General features: G+C 69.5%; 9 protein-coding genes. 4 read left to right on the forward strand and 5 right to left on the reverse strand.

The window, feature by feature from the left end; translation table 11 throughout:
• Positions 1-226: 226 nt before the first annotated feature.
• From ACZ7SW_RS04755 to ACZ7SW_RS04770, 4 genes are all read right to left on the reverse strand, one after another.
• Positions 227-1,327: a class F sortase gene (locus tag ACZ7SW_RS04755; RefSeq protein WP_470229032.1), complete on the reverse strand. Its 1,101-nt coding sequence runs from the start codon at positions 1,325-1,327 to the stop codon at positions 227-229.
• Positions 1,328-1,400: 73 nt separating this feature from the next.
• Positions 1,401-3,752 carry a hypothetical protein gene (locus tag ACZ7SW_RS04760; protein ID WP_470229033.1) on the reverse strand — a complete coding sequence of 784 codons (2,352 nt, stop codon included), beginning with the start codon at positions 3,750-3,752 and terminating at the stop codon, positions 1,401-1,403.
• Between the two features lie 46 nt (positions 3,753-3,798).
• A complete protein-coding gene (locus tag ACZ7SW_RS04765) occupies positions 3,799-6,063 on the reverse strand; it encodes a hypothetical protein (RefSeq protein ID WP_470229034.1) in 2,265 nt (754 codons plus the stop codon).
• A gap of 650 nt (positions 6,064-6,713) precedes the next feature.
• Positions 6,714-7,772 (reverse strand): hypothetical protein, encoded by a 1,059-nt coding sequence (locus tag ACZ7SW_RS04770; protein ID WP_470229035.1) that lies wholly within the window; start codon positions 7,770-7,772, stop codon positions 6,714-6,716.
• Positions 7,773-8,471: 699 nt separating this feature from the next.
• Here ACZ7SW_RS04770 and ACZ7SW_RS04775 point away from each other — a divergent pair.
• The 4 genes from ACZ7SW_RS04775 to ACZ7SW_RS04790 all read left to right on the forward strand — a co-directional run bounded on the left by ACZ7SW_RS04775 (position 8,472) and on the right by ACZ7SW_RS04790 (position 11,392).
• Entirely contained in the window at positions 8,472-9,047 is a 576-nt protein-coding gene (locus ACZ7SW_RS04775) for a response regulator transcription factor (RefSeq protein WP_470229036.1), read from the forward strand.
• A gap of 138 nt (positions 9,048-9,185) precedes the next feature.
• A complete protein-coding gene (locus tag ACZ7SW_RS04780) occupies positions 9,186-9,713 on the forward strand; it encodes a copper resistance CopC family protein (RefSeq protein ID WP_470229037.1) in 528 nt (175 codons plus the stop codon).
• On the forward strand, positions 9,710-10,720 hold the full coding sequence (locus ACZ7SW_RS04785) for a copper resistance D family protein (protein ID WP_470229038.1): 1,011 nt from the start codon (positions 9,710-9,712) through the stop codon (positions 10,718-10,720). Before ACZ7SW_RS04780 ends, ACZ7SW_RS04785 begins: the two co-directional genes overlap by 4 nt.
• 261 nt (positions 10,721-10,981) lie before the next feature.
• On the forward strand, positions 10,982-11,392 hold the full coding sequence (locus tag ACZ7SW_RS04790; protein WP_470229039.1) for a nuclear transport factor 2 family protein: 411 nt from the start codon (positions 10,982-10,984) through the stop codon (positions 11,390-11,392).
• A 686-nt stretch (positions 11,393-12,078) separates the two neighbouring features.
• Here ACZ7SW_RS04790 and ACZ7SW_RS04795 read toward each other — a convergent pair.
• Entirely contained in the window at positions 12,079-15,111 is a 3,033-nt protein-coding gene (locus tag ACZ7SW_RS04795; RefSeq protein ID WP_470229040.1) for an amino acid adenylation domain-containing protein, read from the reverse strand.
• Between the last annotated feature and the right edge of the window lie 19 nt (positions 15,112-15,130).

The raw sequence follows: 15,130 nt of genomic DNA on the forward strand, positions 1-15,130 counted from the left end.
CGAGGTTGTGCGGTGCGGCCCCCACCGGGCAACGCTGCCCGAAGGTACGGCCGAACCCGACCGGGGAAGGCAATGCTCCGGACGGTGGGGCAACCCCCTGGCAGACCGGCCGTGACTCCGGTGCCGGGGTACGGACGCAGACGTAGCGCCGATTCAGCGGCACCGGAGGGAACACCCACTCCGGCCAAGCTGCTGCCGTGCGGTGCCCGAGTTTGCTTCTAGCGGGTCATGGCCGTTGTTCTCCTTCGAGTTGAGCGAAAACGATGATGTTGTCGCGGTAGGAGCGCGCGGTCCGGTCGAAGGTGCCGCCGCAGGTGATCAGCCGCAGTTCTGGGCCAGCGGTGCGGCCGTACACCTCAGCGGCGGGGAAGTGGTCCTTCGAAGCATGGATCGTTCGGCCTACCACGAAGGTGACGGAGGAGCCGTCCGCGCGTTCGACGGCGATCCGGTCGCCCGGCGAGAGTTCGTGCAGGCGGTAGAAGATTCCGGGTTGGCTCGCGCCGTCGACGTGCCCGACGATCACCGCGGGCCCGGTCTGGCCGGGTGCCGGTCCCAGCGCGTACCAGCCGGCTTGCATCGGGGTGCTCACCGGCGGGGTTTGCATGCGCCGGTTCGCGTCGAGGCCGAGCTTGATCAGCGACGAGTCGGCGTCGAGTTTCGGGATGTGCACCGCGATCGGGAGCACCCGGGCCGCGGGGTTGTTGACCGCGACGACCGGCCGGGCTGACGGCGAGGCCGGAGCGGCGTGCGTCATGGCAGGCGCGCCGGCCATCGTGTCCGGTGGTGGCGTCCTGCCCACGGTCAGGGTGAGTACCAGCCCCACAGCCGCCGCGAGCCCCACGGCCGCGCCGAACGCGAGACGACCGGGACGTAGCGCGAGCGGCCTCGGACGGGTCCGCAGCGGGGTTTTCTGGTGGCGCCAGCGTGCCGCGGTCGCCCGCATCAGGCCGCGGTTGATCAGCCAGAACAGCAACCAGGTGGAGCCGAAGTAGAAGAGGGAGCGGAGCGCGGGATCGCCGGCCTGGTCGAACCGGCGCAGTACCAGACAGGCCAGTGCGGCTTCGGGGATCGCGGTGAGCAGACCGAAGAGGTCCGGCCAGTCCGTGTCCCAGCGCAGTCGCAGACCGGCGTGCTGGAGCGCCTCCCATCCGACCCCGCCGATGACCAGGAGGGACGCGCTCGCCAAGGCAAAGCCGGCGTGGCCCGGCAGGAACGTGACGGCCAGCAGCATCCACGCCAGGCCGCCCAGCGCGAGCGGGACGAGCCCGGTCTGGATTCGGCTGGACGGTGCCAGGACGGGAGCCCTGACGTCCTTGTCCACAGGCATGACCCACTCCAGTCGGTGCGGGGGGAGGGGTGGTGTGGTGTGGCCGGGGCACGGCCACACCACACCGTTCCCCCTATCGGAAGTGACGACGACGCGCGGCTGCCGCCGTCACCATGAGGAGAGCGATCGCCAGCAGCGCCAGTCCGCCACCGACGATTCCGCCGATTCCGCCGTCGACCGGCTGGCCATCGTCAGCAGTGCCGCCACCGCCTGCCTCGACCGCGCCGGCCGGCACCGGGAACCCGGCATCGACCCGTCCGCTCGTGGACCCGGACATGGACGCATCCGCCGCACTGCGGTAGGTCTCGGAAGCGATACCGCTCGCTGGGTAGCCAGCCGCGATGACCGCTCCGTCGCCGCCACTCGCACTGCCGTGGACGGAGCCGCCGGTCTCGTTGCCAGCCGACTGCCCCGCCGTGCCGACGGTTCCGCCAGTGCTGCCGTTGGACGGGATGCCCGCGGTGCCGCTGCTGGTGGGAGTTCCGCCTGCGGTGGTGCCGGTGGTGCCGCCGGTTGTGGGGTCACTGGTGCCGCCTGGCGTGGTGCCACCGGTGGTGCCGGTGGTCCCGCCGGTTGTCGGGTCGCCGGTGCCGCCTGGGGTGGTGCCACCCGGCAGACCCGGGAGGAGGCCGCCCGACAGACCGGGCAGACCCGAAAGACCGGGCAAGCTCGGCAGACCCGGGAGGGTTCCGGCCGGGTTGCCGGAACTCCCGCTCGGATCCCCGGTGCCTGGCTCCGGCGCGGGTGCTGGTGCCGGAACAGGCGCCGGGCTGTTGGCGGGGGCGACGTAAGCAGTGCCGGTGGTGCTGGCCTGCTCACCGTTCGCCGAGGTGCCCGTGACAGTGACCGGTGCCGCGGTGGTGCTCGCGGCCGGGGTGAACGTGCCGGTGCAGGTGGTGCTCGCACCGGCGGCCAGTGTGTCGTCGTTGCAGGTCATCGCGCCACTGGAGGTGGTGCCGCTGACGTTGCTGACAGTGCTGGTACCGGTGTTGGTGACCGGGACGGCCACCGTCGCCGGCTGAGCGGCGGTGACCGGCACGGCATTGGCCGGTGATCCAGCGCTGGCGCCGTTGACGGTGGGCGTGCCCATGGTCAGTTGGCACGAGCATCCGGTGTCACTTCCGCTACCCCCCGGAGCCGGTGCCGGACCAGGTGCTGGCTCCGGTGCCGGGCCAGGTGCCGGTGCCGGAACGGGCGCCGGGTCGCTGGCGGGGGTGAGGTACGCAGTGCCGGTGGTGCTGGCCTGCTCGCCATTCGCCGTGGTGCCGCTGACCGTGACCGGGTGACTCGAGCTGTCCGCGGTCGGCGTGACGGTGCCGGTGCAGGTAGTCGAGCCGCCGGTGGCCAGAGTGCTCGCATCACAGCTCATAGCGCCATCGCCGGTGGTGCCGTTAAGGCCGGACACGGTGTCGCGGCCGGTGTTGGTGACCGGCACCGAGACCGGGACCGGCTGGTTCGCCGGGGCGTGGGCGTTGCCCATGGCTCCGGCTGGGGTGCCGTTCACGGTCGGTGTGCCCAACGTCAGGTCACACGAGCATCCGCTTGCCGCGCCACCTGGCGAAGTGCTGCCACCGGTGGTGGTGCTGCCTTCGGGCGTGCCGCCGGTGACGGTGGTGCCGCCATCGGGCGTGCCGCTGCCCGCGGTGTCGCCTGAAGCGCCGCCGCTGGAAGGGGCACCACTGATCGTTGTGCCTCCAGCGGTGGTCCCGTCACCTGTGCCACTGGATGCCGTGCCACTGACGGTGCCACCGGTGGCGTCACCACCGGACATGCCGCCACTGGACACATCCACCTGACCGCTCCCGGCTGCCGGTGCCTGGGCGCTGCCCGAGGCATCGGCTGTCGAGCTGCTCGACGGAGCGGCCGTGGACTTGTCGACCGAGCCTGTCACGGCTGGGCCGCCCACATCCGCCGTCGATGGTTTGGCCGCGCTGGGTGCCAGTTGGCTCAGGCGCGAGGTGACTGCCGCCAGCGGGGACGAGCTGCTCGACTCCGCCGGACGCCAGCGCACCCCGGTGTACTTCTTCCCGGTCGAGCCGGTTGTCAGCGACTGTTTCGTCTTCGTCCCGTTCGGGACCGAGCGCAACGGCGCACTAGTCGCCGCCTTCGCGCTGCTGTCAGACCCGCACCCGCACGGGCTCCCGCTCGGTGCCACGGCCGACAAGGCCGACGTGACCGGAGCGAGCAGGGTGCTGCTTGGCGAATTCGCGGACGTTGCGGTGACTTGGTCGGTTGCCTGTTGCGGAGGGCTGGTGTCCTCGTCGGCATGGGCGACGCCCATCCCCAGTACGAGGAACCCCCCGGCGAGCAAGCCGGTCTGGAGAGACCTTCTCACCCAGGTATGCATGATCGTTGTCCTTTCACGCTGTGATAGCGGGGCCACGGGGGCGGGCAGTTCGCGCCCGCCACCCGGGCCGGGAACCATCAACCGGTGTCTGGGCTGGCTCAGTCGGTGGTCGCCGCGGTGGCGATCACGCGCCGGCCAATCCGGTGAGCGGCTTCAGGACCGGCAAGCCGGCCGTGGACGAAGCGGCCGAGCCGCCGGTCGCGCTCTGGCCGCACGTGCACGGACCCGCACCGGTGTAGCGGAACGTGTAGGTCGTGGTGGCGCTGCGGCCGTCGTCGGACTTGCCGGTGAGGGTCGCTTTCACGTTCTGCTGGCCGGATTTCGGCGTGAAGGCCATCGTGCAGGTGGTCTTCTGGCCGACGGCGAGCGAGCTGTCCTTGCAGGTGACCTGGCCGTTCGCCGAGCGCGCCGACAGACCGGTGATCGGAGCGGAGCCCGAATTGGTCGCCTCGAAGGTCATCTTCGAGGAGCCGGACGGGCTGAGCGTCGGAGCCGTCGACGCGCCGACCGGCGAACCGTTGACGGTCGGCGTGCCGGTCACGGTCAGCTTGGCGGCCCCCGCCGGAGCGGCGGACGACGTCGTGCCGGTGTAGTGCACCCGGCAGCTCTTGCTGACCTGCGCACCGTTGGAGCCGGTGACCGTGAAGTTGAACGTGGTCACGTTCCGGCCCGGCTTCGCCATCGTCTTCATCGAGCACGTAGTGGTCTGACCCGGCTGCAGAGAACCGGAACCACAGTCGAGCTGGCCCAGCGATGTGCGGCCGCCCAGCCCGTTGACCGGGACCGAACCGGTGTTGGTCACCGGAATCGTGACGGTGATCGGCGAATCGGCGTTGACCTCCGGACCCGGGCTGCTAGCCGCGGCCTTGCCGTTGACCTGCGGCGTCCCGACGGCGATCGCCGCCGACTGCTGCGGCTGGGGCTGCGGTGCCGGAGCTGGCTGGGGCTGGGGAGCCGGAGCTGGCTGCGGTGCCGGGGCGGGCTGAGGCTGCGGTGCGGGAACCGGAGCCGGCAGCGGGTGCGGAGCCGGGAGAGGCTGCGGCTGCGAGCCGCCCAGCAGCCCAGTCAGCGGGCGGACGAGCACACTGGCGTTCGGCAGGCCAGGAAGACCGCCGGACTGATCCGGCGTGCCGCTCCCGCTGGAGGTACCCGGCAGGGGCAGCGGCGGCAGGCCCGGAAGACCAGGCGTCCCCGGCGTGCCCGGCTGGCCAGGCGTGCCGGAACCGCTGGGAGCACCCGGCGAGAGCACACCCGAAAGCCCAGGCAGGCCCGAAAGCCCCGGGAGACCAGGCAGACCACCTGTCTGACCCGGCTGGCCTGGCTGACCCGGCGTGCCTGGCTGACCGGGAGTGCCCGGCGTGCCCGGCTGGCCTGGCTGACCCGGCGTACCCGGCGTACCCGGGTTGGTCGGGTTGGCCGACGAACCGCCGAGAACGTCCCCGGTGAGCGGACCGACGAGCGGCACGGTCGAGGTCGGCAGCTGCCCGGCCAGGCCCGCGGTCGGCAGGCCGCCGGTCGCGCCCGCGGTCGGGAGCCCGTTGGTCAGGGTCTTGTCACCCGAGCCGGGCAGGCCCGGCAGGCCGAGCGACTGGAGCGTCTTGACGTTGTCGGTGATCTTCAGGACGTCCAGGACCGCGGCCGGGTTGCCGCTGTTGAGCTTGTCGAACGCGGTCTGCCCGAGCAGGCGGAAGGCGTCGAAGTTCTTGCCCGCGAAGGACACGTACTCGTCCGGAGTGAACACCGTCTTCGGCCCGAGCCGGTTCATGATCTCGCGGGCCTGGAGGGTGTTGTAGAGGTAGTCCGGCTTCAGGATCTTCGCCGGGTCGGGAATGCTCGGCATCCCCTTCTGGACGAAGTTGGCCACCTTGTCCGGCGTCGGCAGCCGGGACATGTCGATGGCCATGGTCTTGGTGTTGATGGGAAGGCCCATCCCGCCGCAGCCGGTCGCCATCGTCAGGTAGTCGGTGCCGTGGCCCCGCACGTGCGAGGGGTTGAAGATCGGGATCCAGCCCAGCGGGCCGCCGTAGATGTCGACGACCGGCATCTGCGAGTTGCCGATCGCGCCGCTGGCCATGGACAGGATCAGGTTCTGGTACGACGGGTCCGTGTGGTAGGTCAGGGCGTGCGAGCTGCTGCCGATCAGCGGGATCCCGTCCTCGTTCTTCCACATGTGCTGCAGGAAGAAGTCGCACGCGTCGCCGCCGCCGTGGTGGGTGGTGTCCCCGGTCGAGTGGGCGCCGCCGGACTGGTTCGGGTCGGTCGACGTCTGGACCGTGTCACCGCCGAAGAGGCCGCCGCTGAACGCGCCGCCGCTGAGGACGTCGCCGCTGAGGAACTTGCCCACGGTCGGGATCTGCGCGGTCGGGAGGTCGCCGGTGGACGAGGCCACCGGGCCGAGCGGGCTGGCGGAGGGCTGGCTGGTGGTGCTGGCGGTGCCGCTCATTCCGGAAGCACTCATCGACGAGCTGGGCTGAGAGCTCGAGGCCGACGAGGTGGTGTCCGTTCCGAAAAGGGCCAGGCTGTCGAGGCCCGGCAAGGGGGCAGCCGCGGCGTTCAAAGCCAGGCCGGCCAGCGCGACGGTCGCGGTCACCGACACCGCGGCCGCACGCGCCGAGCGGCGCGTCGCGCGGTTCGGCCGAGCGGGATTTTGAGCGGGGGAAAGGCCAAGGGAGGCCGATCCGCCCTGGACATCGGCGCGACGGCGCCGAGTCCACCGTGTGAATTTCATGGGAACGCTCCAGTTCATGAGCGCCGGCCGATAACATCGGCGCGGCGGTTGACGTGTCTGCTGTGAAACGGGTTGTGATTGCCGTCAGCCCTGGACACCAGCCGTTGATGGAAGTAGTGGCAGCGGGAGCTACTGGCCTGCGATTTCAGCCCTTGAGTTCGCGAGCCAGCCGTCGAGATTGCAGCTCGGCGGTCCTGCTGTCGCTACTGATCAATCGAATTGCGAGGCACGGTGATCAACAATTGCCGTGGGCGGCATCGGTGATCGGTCAAGTGCTCGCTTGCGCGTTGATCGCGCTGGTTGCCGACACGTCAGTCGGGCGACACCGGAGGTTGCTGCGCGAGCATGCGCAGCGGAGCGACGTCATCGGAGTTGACACTCCAGGAGGCGAGTCGCTGGTCGTGGGCGGCCCTTCCGGGCAGCACGATCGCGCCTTGCGCGTATCCACCGCTTGAGTTCGCCGAGGAAGTGCCATCACCGGACCCGACGGCGCCGACGGGCGCTGCCGGGAAATCAATAGGAAGCTGGCCGGTCGGGAGCTGCGAGCCGATGCCCGCTTCCGCCGGCATCGCGGACGCTCGCGGGAACGAGTCCCGGCTGTGCGGCCCGGTCGCGCAGACCCCGTGGTCGCTGCCGAGCACTGCCGCGGGTGCGGTCGCCGCGGGTGCCGTGGCCGAGGGAGCTGCGGTTGCGGTCGCCGCGGCCGGTGCCCCCGTAGCCGCGGTGCCGGGCGAGTCCGGAGAGGACTGCGGGCGGGGAGCCGGTGAAGTCTTGGAGTCCGCCGGAACCGTAGCCGAGATCGTGACCACGCCCGGCACAGCGAGGCGGGGCTTCAGACCGGTGCTGGAAACCACCGGCTCGATCGCGGACACCGCACCCGAAACCGTGCCGGTGACCGCGTTCGTGATCGGGTTGTCGAGCGTGCGGCTCGCCGTGGTGACGGTGTCGCGCACCGCGGTGTCGACGGTTCGGGCAACCGCGGTGGTCGCCTTCTCCGCCGTCGAGTCAACCCGCTTGATCGTCGGCGCCAACGCCGGCGCGGCGGAGGCGGCCAACGCGGTGGTCTTCTCCGCCGTCGTGTTCACGAGGGAGGCGATCGAGTTCGTCATCGAGTGCGTCGCGGACACCGCGATCGGAGACGGTGCGAGCTGTTTGGCAGGACCCTCTGGCTGAACGGTGACGCTCGGGAGTCCGCATTCCGCCGCTGTGGCCGGGTCGCATCCGGTGTCCGCGGCGGCGGTCGGGGTGTCGAAGGCGGCCGCCACGCCGAATCCGGCGAGGACGAACGCGCCGAGCAGTACGGCACGGCAGACCACGGCGAGGCAGCTCGCGCGTGCCGAGTGGCTCGCGCACTTCTCGCTGGGCGACATTCGGCACGGACACTGGAATGGCTCCGGAAGAACCGGTGCGGCACGGTCGGAAATGAGAGGCCCGGCGTGCCCGTGACGACCAGGAGAAACGGGCGACGGGCCCGTTTCGCCGTCGGTCGTTCGCAGCCACGCCATCGCACTCCACCATTTCCGGCTTGCTCGAAGTGTTGCTCAGAAAGCAGATCGTAAAGACGTGCCTGGCAATAGGGAACAGCCACTTACGGGACCCGGCTCTGTCGCTGCCGGTAATCGCCGGTCAGGCGGCAACCACTCTCAGTCGGTGTCAGAATGCGGGAGCGCAAACCTTAGGTGCACGATCGGGTGAACTGGGGTGGCGGCCACCAACCGCTTGTCTCGCTCGAGGTCCGACGCGACCTCGGCGTGTTGGTAACGATTTGGCAACTCAACATCATCGCTGCTGGCAGGAGCGTGGTGCAATGGGCCAAGCCGCCGACGGCACGGAACTGTCGGATCACGGACTCGCCCCCGCATCCGCCCGACGGCGAGCCGGTGTCCGTGCGCTGCCCGGACCCGATCGGGCCTGTTCGGCGGCGGCGAATACGTTGTGATGACGGCTGGATGAAATTTAGCTAATTCCGCATAAGGAAATGAGCGGACCTTCGTCTCTCGGGCATGGAGACGGTGTCCCATCCTCGAACCGAGCACGATCGCGAAAGACCTTCGGAGAAGGAGGCTGCGGTGGTGGTACTTGTCTACGCCGACCGGCCGAATACGCGCCATGGGGTCGCGCGGTCATTGCAGGGTGCGTCGGGAATCGGGCGCGTCGAATGCGCCGGGACACCTGACGAACTCGTCAGCAGATACGCTCGCTCGTCCGCCGATGTGGTGCTCGTCGCGGTCCGTTCGGGGGAGCCGTCCGGTCCCGCCGCCGCCGCGAGGTTGCTGGCGATCGCCCCTGGTGCCTCGGTGATCATGTTCGGATCGTCCGGCACCCTCGCCGCGGCGACCAGCGCGCTGGTTCCCGGCGTCGGCGGATTCCTCCAGAAATACGACGACCCGCACCCCGCGCCGGCCGTCGCCGCCGCTCCCCGCGACATCGCATTGCCCGAGGCCGGTACCCCTCGTCTGTCCGAACGCGAGCTCCAGGTCCTCTGGGGCATGGCGCTCGGCCGCAGGAACCTGCAGCTCGCAGCCGAGCTCTCGCTCTCCGAGGACAGTGTCAAAACCCATTGCAAACGGATCTTCCGCAAGTTGGGCGTCCACGACCGCGCCGAAGCGGTCGCTGCCGGATTTCGCGCCGGTTTCCTCTCCTAGCCACGCGGGCGCTCTCCGGCCGCGTTTGCCGGGCTCTGCGCCCGGTCCGACCTGAAATCTCTGCGAAGGCGAGAAGACAATGGCGAGTGATCTCGATATCCACGGGCGTTTGCGGCGCTGGCGCCGGGGTGAGCAGTCGTGAAACGCGCGCTGATCACACTGATGCTGGCCGGTCTGCCCCTGCTCGGGCCGGGCACGCCGGCCTTGGCACACGACACGCTGGCCGGGTCCACCCCGGCGGACAAGTCCACTGTGGACACCCCGCCGCGCACCGTTGAACTGAAGTTCGACGAGCCGGTGCAGCAGGGTGCGGGGTTGAACACCGTGGTAGTCACTGACGCGCAGCACAACCACTGGGAGAGCGGCCCCGCAGTGGCGACGGGCAGTTCGGTGACAGTCCCGTTGCGCGCGCTGGGCGCAGCGGGCTCGTACACCGTCGACTACCGGATCGTCTCCGAGGACGGCCATCCGGTCCACGGCTCGATCACCTTCGCGCTGAGCAAGCCGGCCAGCGGTCCACCGGCCGTGGCCGCGGCGCAGCCCGGCGTTGCCGCCCCCGCCGAGGCGGACAGCGCAGGGCTGCCGGTCTGGGTGTGGATTGTCGGCGCCGCGGCGTTGCTCGGCATCGGGCTGATCCTGTCGCTGCGGATCGGCAAACGGCGGTGACTGTCGGCGGGCCGGCCCGCACCATCTCGCCCCGGCTCCGGTTGACCGCGGTGCTGACCGCATCGGGTTTCGCCGGGGTGCTGCTCGGGACCGCGATCGTCGCGGCCCAGCCGGCTCCCGGTCTGCCGGATCCGGGCGCGGTGATCGAGGTCGGCCTGCCGATAGTGCGGGTGCTGCTGGACTTGTCCGCGTTGAGCACAGTCGGGCTGTGCGTGCTGCCGCTGCTCATCGGCGTCGACCGGCCCGAGCCGGTGCTGGCCGACAGCCGGGTGTGGGCCGCGGCCAGCTCGCTGGTGTGGGCCGCCTGCGCGCTGGTCCTGCTGGTGCTCCAGACGGCGGAGCTGCACCCAGGAAGCAAGGTGTCGTTCGCCGCGCTCAGCAGCTACGTCGATGAACTCGGCGCGGGCAAGGCGTTGCTGGTGGTGTTCGTCAGCGCGCTGGTGTGCACCGGCCTGGCGGTACTCGGCGGCGATTCGCTGCCCGCCGAACTGCGCGCTGTGGTGGCTCTGCTCGCGCTGCTGCCGCTGCCGGTGACCGGGCACGCCATGGACTGGCGCTGGCACGACCTGGCCATGGTGTCGATGGAACTGCACATCCTCTGCGCGACGGCATGGTCCGGCGGGCTGTTCGCGGTGGTCGCGCTGGTCGCGAGCAACCGCGCGCTGCTCGCCGACGTGCTGCCGCGGTTCTCCAAGCTGGCCACGGTATGCCTGGTCGTGGTGGCCGCCACCGGATTGACGAACGGCATCACCGAGGTGGTGTCCACGCCGCCCGGACACGACCTGCTCAGCGGCCTGCTCGACACCGGCTACGGCCGGCTGGTGGTCGGCAAAGTGCTGTGCCTGCTCGGACTGGCCGCACTGGGCGGCAACATCCGGTTCCGGCTGTTGCCGTCGATCATCCAGCACAAACCAACCGCACTGCTGCGCTGGGCGGCCTTCGAACTGACTGTGATGGGCGTGGCGTTCGGCTTTGCCGTGGTGCTGAGCCACTCGCCAGTCTCCTGACAGGGCCAGTGCTTGCTGCCGACAGCTCGCACCGTTCCGGATCTGCGACGACCGCGCCTGCAAGCCCGGCAAGAGAAGATCCGCACTTGCGCCGATTGCCGTCGTCTCCTTCAAAGAAGGGTGTTGCGGTGCCGCGCGTCGCTCCGCGAAGACAGTGCACCCGCTCTCCGCCTACACGTCCGTTATCCGTTCGGTAGGAAGTGGAGTCACGGCGTCAACCATGCAATTGACAACCCATGTTGTGCAACTACGGTTGTTCTTATGGCTCGTGACCCGGTTGCCATTGCGACCTCCCTGCTGCGGGCGCTTGAGGCCGGGCAGTGCGGCGAGGATCTCCGGAAGTACTTCGCCCCGACGGCGTCGACCGTCGAACATCCGAACCGGCTCAAGCCCGAGGGTGCCCGCGCCACCCTGGACCAGATGCTCGCCGCGTCTGAGGTCGGTGCCGGGCTGATGTCCAGCCAACGGTATGACGTCCGCTCGGCGGTGGCGGCCGGGAACACCGCGATCCTCCGCCTCACCTGGAGCGGTGTGATCGCGCGTGACGCAGGCCCTTTCCGCCGCGGCGACGAACTCGTCGCGCACATCGCCCAGTTCGTCGAGACCGCCGACGGCTTGATCACCTCGATCGAGACCTTCGACTGCTACGAACCATTCGACGTCCAGTCGTGAACCTCTGCGCCTGGCCCGGCCGTTCGACCAGCCTGCTTTGAGCGGGCGTGATTTCGGCTGACCGGTACTGCCAGGGGCGACCTGATCATCGCGGAAGGGTTCAATCCGAACTCTCCGCGTGCAATCTGCGAACCCGCTGCCATCGCCCTCCCCGAAGGGATCCGCCATCAAGCCCCGCGTGCCAACCTGTGTCGGCATCGCCATGATCGGCCCGGACGGCAGGTCTGGAACACGGAGCGACTGCGAAGTGGATCTTCGAGGCAGTGTTTACTGGTCAACGCGCTACGAGAGTGGTGGGCCGCCTGGGGCTCGAACCCCGAACCTACGGATTTAAAAGTCCGCAGTTATTGACTTCCGGTCTGTGTTGCGCAGTGTCATTTTATGCCAGTTTCTGCAGGTGGCGACCAATTTTCTGGTGCGCGAGTGTCGGTTGATGTCGTGCTGTGCCGGGTTCAGCTTTCGTCGGTGGGTCAGTGCTATTGCCGACACCTGCAGCAGGTTGGCGGGCGGCCCGGTTGGTTTCCCGTGCTATCGGGCTGGACCAGCCACGAAGCAATTCCCCGACCCGGAGAGTTCTTCCGCCTAAAATCCGAAAGCCTTTTGCGTCAAACGAGCTGCCGGCCGCTGGTTGCGTCGCAGGAGGCCTCGGTCGTGCTCGGTGCCTTGTTCGGACTCGTGTCCTCCGATCAGCCTGCCGGAGGGCGCCAGCCGGTCCTGTGCTCAGTCGACCGCGTTGGATCGTTGAGTTCCTGGACCAGCTTGACGACCTCGTCCAGCGTCGGGTTCGCGATCACTTTCTCGCTGGCGCCGACGAAATCCGTGCCCGGGTCGCGCACCAGCAGGCGGGACACCGACGCGAGCATGGCCAGCAGCGAGATCGAGTCACCGCCAAGCAGGTTGAAGTCTCCCTGACGGATCACCTCGGCGATGCCGATCCCGAGAGTGTCGGCCCAGATTCGGGCGACCTGGGTCGCGATGTCGTCGAGCGGCTCGGTCTGGCACTCGGCGTCGTCCCTCGCCGGATAGGGGTCGGGCAATGCCTTGACGTCGATCTTGCCGTTGGCGATGCGAGGGAACTCCGGCAGCGTGAGCACCACCGACGGGACCAGGTGCCGTGGCAACAGGGACGCGGCATGCGCGATCAACTCCGCGGGCGGCACCGGCCGGGACAGCACGACGTAGCCGCACAGCGTTGTTCGTTCGTGCCCGGTGTCCCGGGTGTGCGGCACGACCAGCGCCTGAATCACCGCGTCATGCTTTTCCAGGGCGCCTGCCACTTCGGTGGGCTCGATCCGGTGGCCGAGGATCTTGATCTGGTCGTCGATGCGTCCCATGTGCTCCAGTTCGCCGCTGGGCAGCACCCGGGCCAGATCGCCGCTGCGGTAGGCGCGGGTCCCGTCGGCGAGTTGGACGAAGCGTTCGCTGTTCAGCTCCGGGCGATCGTGGTAGCCCCGGCACAGCTGTAAGCCCGCGAAGTACATCTCGCCGACCTCGCCTTCGGGCACCGCGACACCGTTGGGGTCGTGGAGGGTTATGGCGGTCCCCCGCACCGGACGGCCGATCGGCACCGAACGCGCGGGGTCGTCGAGGTCGGGGTCATACCGATGCAACGTGCAGCCGCCGCTCATTTCGGTGAGACCGTTGGCGTTGAAGATCCGGCATTCCGGCCCGAAGATCTCCTGGGCCCGCGCTGCCACCGAACTGCGCAGGCGCTCGCCCCCGAACACCACCGAGCGGATGCCGGCGGCCCGCACGTCGAGTCTGTTGATCAGTTCGAGGTGTGACGGTGTCACCTTGAGGCAGTTCACCCCGCGCTCGCGCAGCAGCCGGCGCAGGGTCACGTGATTCGGTTCGCCGGTCGCCAGCTCGATCCGGCCACCGGCGAACAACGGCAGGAACACCGCGGTGTACGGCCCCACATAGGCGAGGGAGCTGAACATGGCGAAGCAGCAGTCCGCGTCGATCCCGAGTGCCTCGATGGCCCAGCCCGCGTAGCCGGCCAGGTTGCGGTGCTCGAGTTCGACACCCTTCGGCTGGCCGGTCGAACCGGAGGTGTAGAACACCGCCGCGAGGTCTTCAGGTGCGACCGCGATCTCGACGGTCTCCTCGGTCGTGGTGGGCAGGTCCTCCAGCACGAGCGCCGCACAACCCGGCGGGACGGCGGATCGGCCGGCGTGTGCCCGCTCCACCACGCACACCCGCGCCGCCGCGGCCGTGAGCACACTGGCCAGGCGCGCATCGGGATGCTCGGTGTCCAACGGCAGGAACGCCGCACCGGCCCTGAGAATGCCGAAGATCGCCGCGATCGCGGCGATCGAACGACCGGCTATGACGCCGACGACGTCGCCAGTCCGGACGCCGCGCTGGCGCAGCTCGGCCGCCACCGCGGTCACCCGCAGGTCGAGTTCGGCGAACGTGACCTCGGAGTCGTCGGTGGACAGGGCGATCGAGTCGGGGTGGGCGGCGACGGCCGCGCGGAACAGGCTGGTCAGTGTGCCGTGCTCGTATCGCGGGTCCGGCGTGCCACCGGACAGACGACTTTCCGGTGGCGACAATCTGTCGACGATGCTGTCCAGCAACTGCTCGCCCCGGGCGGTCAGCGCCGGATCGTCGTCCATGCTCAGCACGATCTCGGTGCGTCGGTCGGACTCGATGACGCTGATCGTCGGTGGCACCAACAGACCGCGCAACGGCGCGGAGTACACGGTCCGCGCCTGAAAGTCCGCCGTGCTGAACTCGGCCAGTTCGACCTGGCCGAGATGGGTGATCGCGAAGTGCCACGGCGCCTGACCGCGCCGGCTCAGCGTCGCGTCGGCCAGCCGGCCGGTCGCCCGGTGCAGTCCCAGGGGCAGGCGCATGATCGACGCGGCCGCCTTCGACGTCGGCAAGCTGGCGAGTTCCTCGTTGCGGCTCAGGGCGAGCAGCACGCGCTGGTGGATCTGCTGCCAGGTCGTCGACGCACTGATCGGCAGGGTGAGTCCGCCGGACAGATTCGCGGTCAGCCTGGCCTGCGGCCGGTGGCGACGCAGGTCGACCGGGATCAGGCAGACCAGCTCGTCGGCGTCGTGCTGCCGGACCAGCGCTTCGGCGATCTTGGCGACCAGCGCCGGATGGTTCCCGCTGACACTGCGCCGCAGGCGGACCCCTGTCCTCCGGCTTGCCGCCGCGCGACTTTCGAGAACCACATCGACGAAGCGGCGAGCAGGAGGTTGGGGCTCGACATCGGCCTGCGCCAGCAGGTCGGCTTCGGTCAATGCGTCCACCGCGGGCCGGCCCTGCTCGCCGCGCAGCGCCGCGAACACCTCGGCCACCCAGGTGAGTGCGCCCCGACCGTCCATGAGGGCGTGATGCGTGCGGAACACCATCGTCGGCGTTGGACCGGTGAACAGCACGACCTCGGTCATGGGCCGTCCCCGGTCGCCCCGGAGCTGGCGGGCCAGCTCGGGCGAGTTGATCAGGTCCGACACGCCTGCCGCGCGGCCTGCCACGACCCGGACTTCCGGCGCGATACCGGAGTCGACCCACCGGCGCCCGCGACGCACGAGGCGTGCGCCTGGACAGACATCGCCCGCCACCGCCACCGCGTGCCGGAGCCGTTCGACATCCAGGGAACCGGCGCCTTCGACGAAGATCTGGATGGCCATCGAGTCCGGTGGACTGGCCAGCCGCATCCATTCCAGTGGCGATATCGGCCTGGTGAACACCTCACTGGCGGCCACGAGACGCTCCTTCCATGGT

Source organism: Amycolatopsis sp. NPDC114484 (assembly GCF_055633755.1).

What these genes read in the sequence shown, in the direction of transcription:
- ACZ7SW_RS04760 (WP_470229033.1), bottom strand. Translation starts at nt 3,752, where the DNA reads ATGGTTCCCGGCCCGGGTGGCGGGCGCGAACTGCCCGCCCCCGTGGCC.
- ACZ7SW_RS04790 (WP_470229039.1), top strand. Translation starts at nt 10,982, where the DNA reads ATGGCTCGTGACCCGGTTGCCATTGCGACCTCCCTGCTGCGGGCGCTT.
- ACZ7SW_RS04755 (WP_470229032.1), bottom strand. Translation starts at nt 1,327, where the DNA reads ATGCCTGTGGACAAGGACGTCAGGGCTCCCGTCCTGGCACCGTCCAGC.
- ACZ7SW_RS04770 (WP_470229035.1), bottom strand. Translation starts at nt 7,772, where the DNA reads ATGTCGCCCAGCGAGAAGTGCGCGAGCCACTCGGCACGCGCGAGCTGC.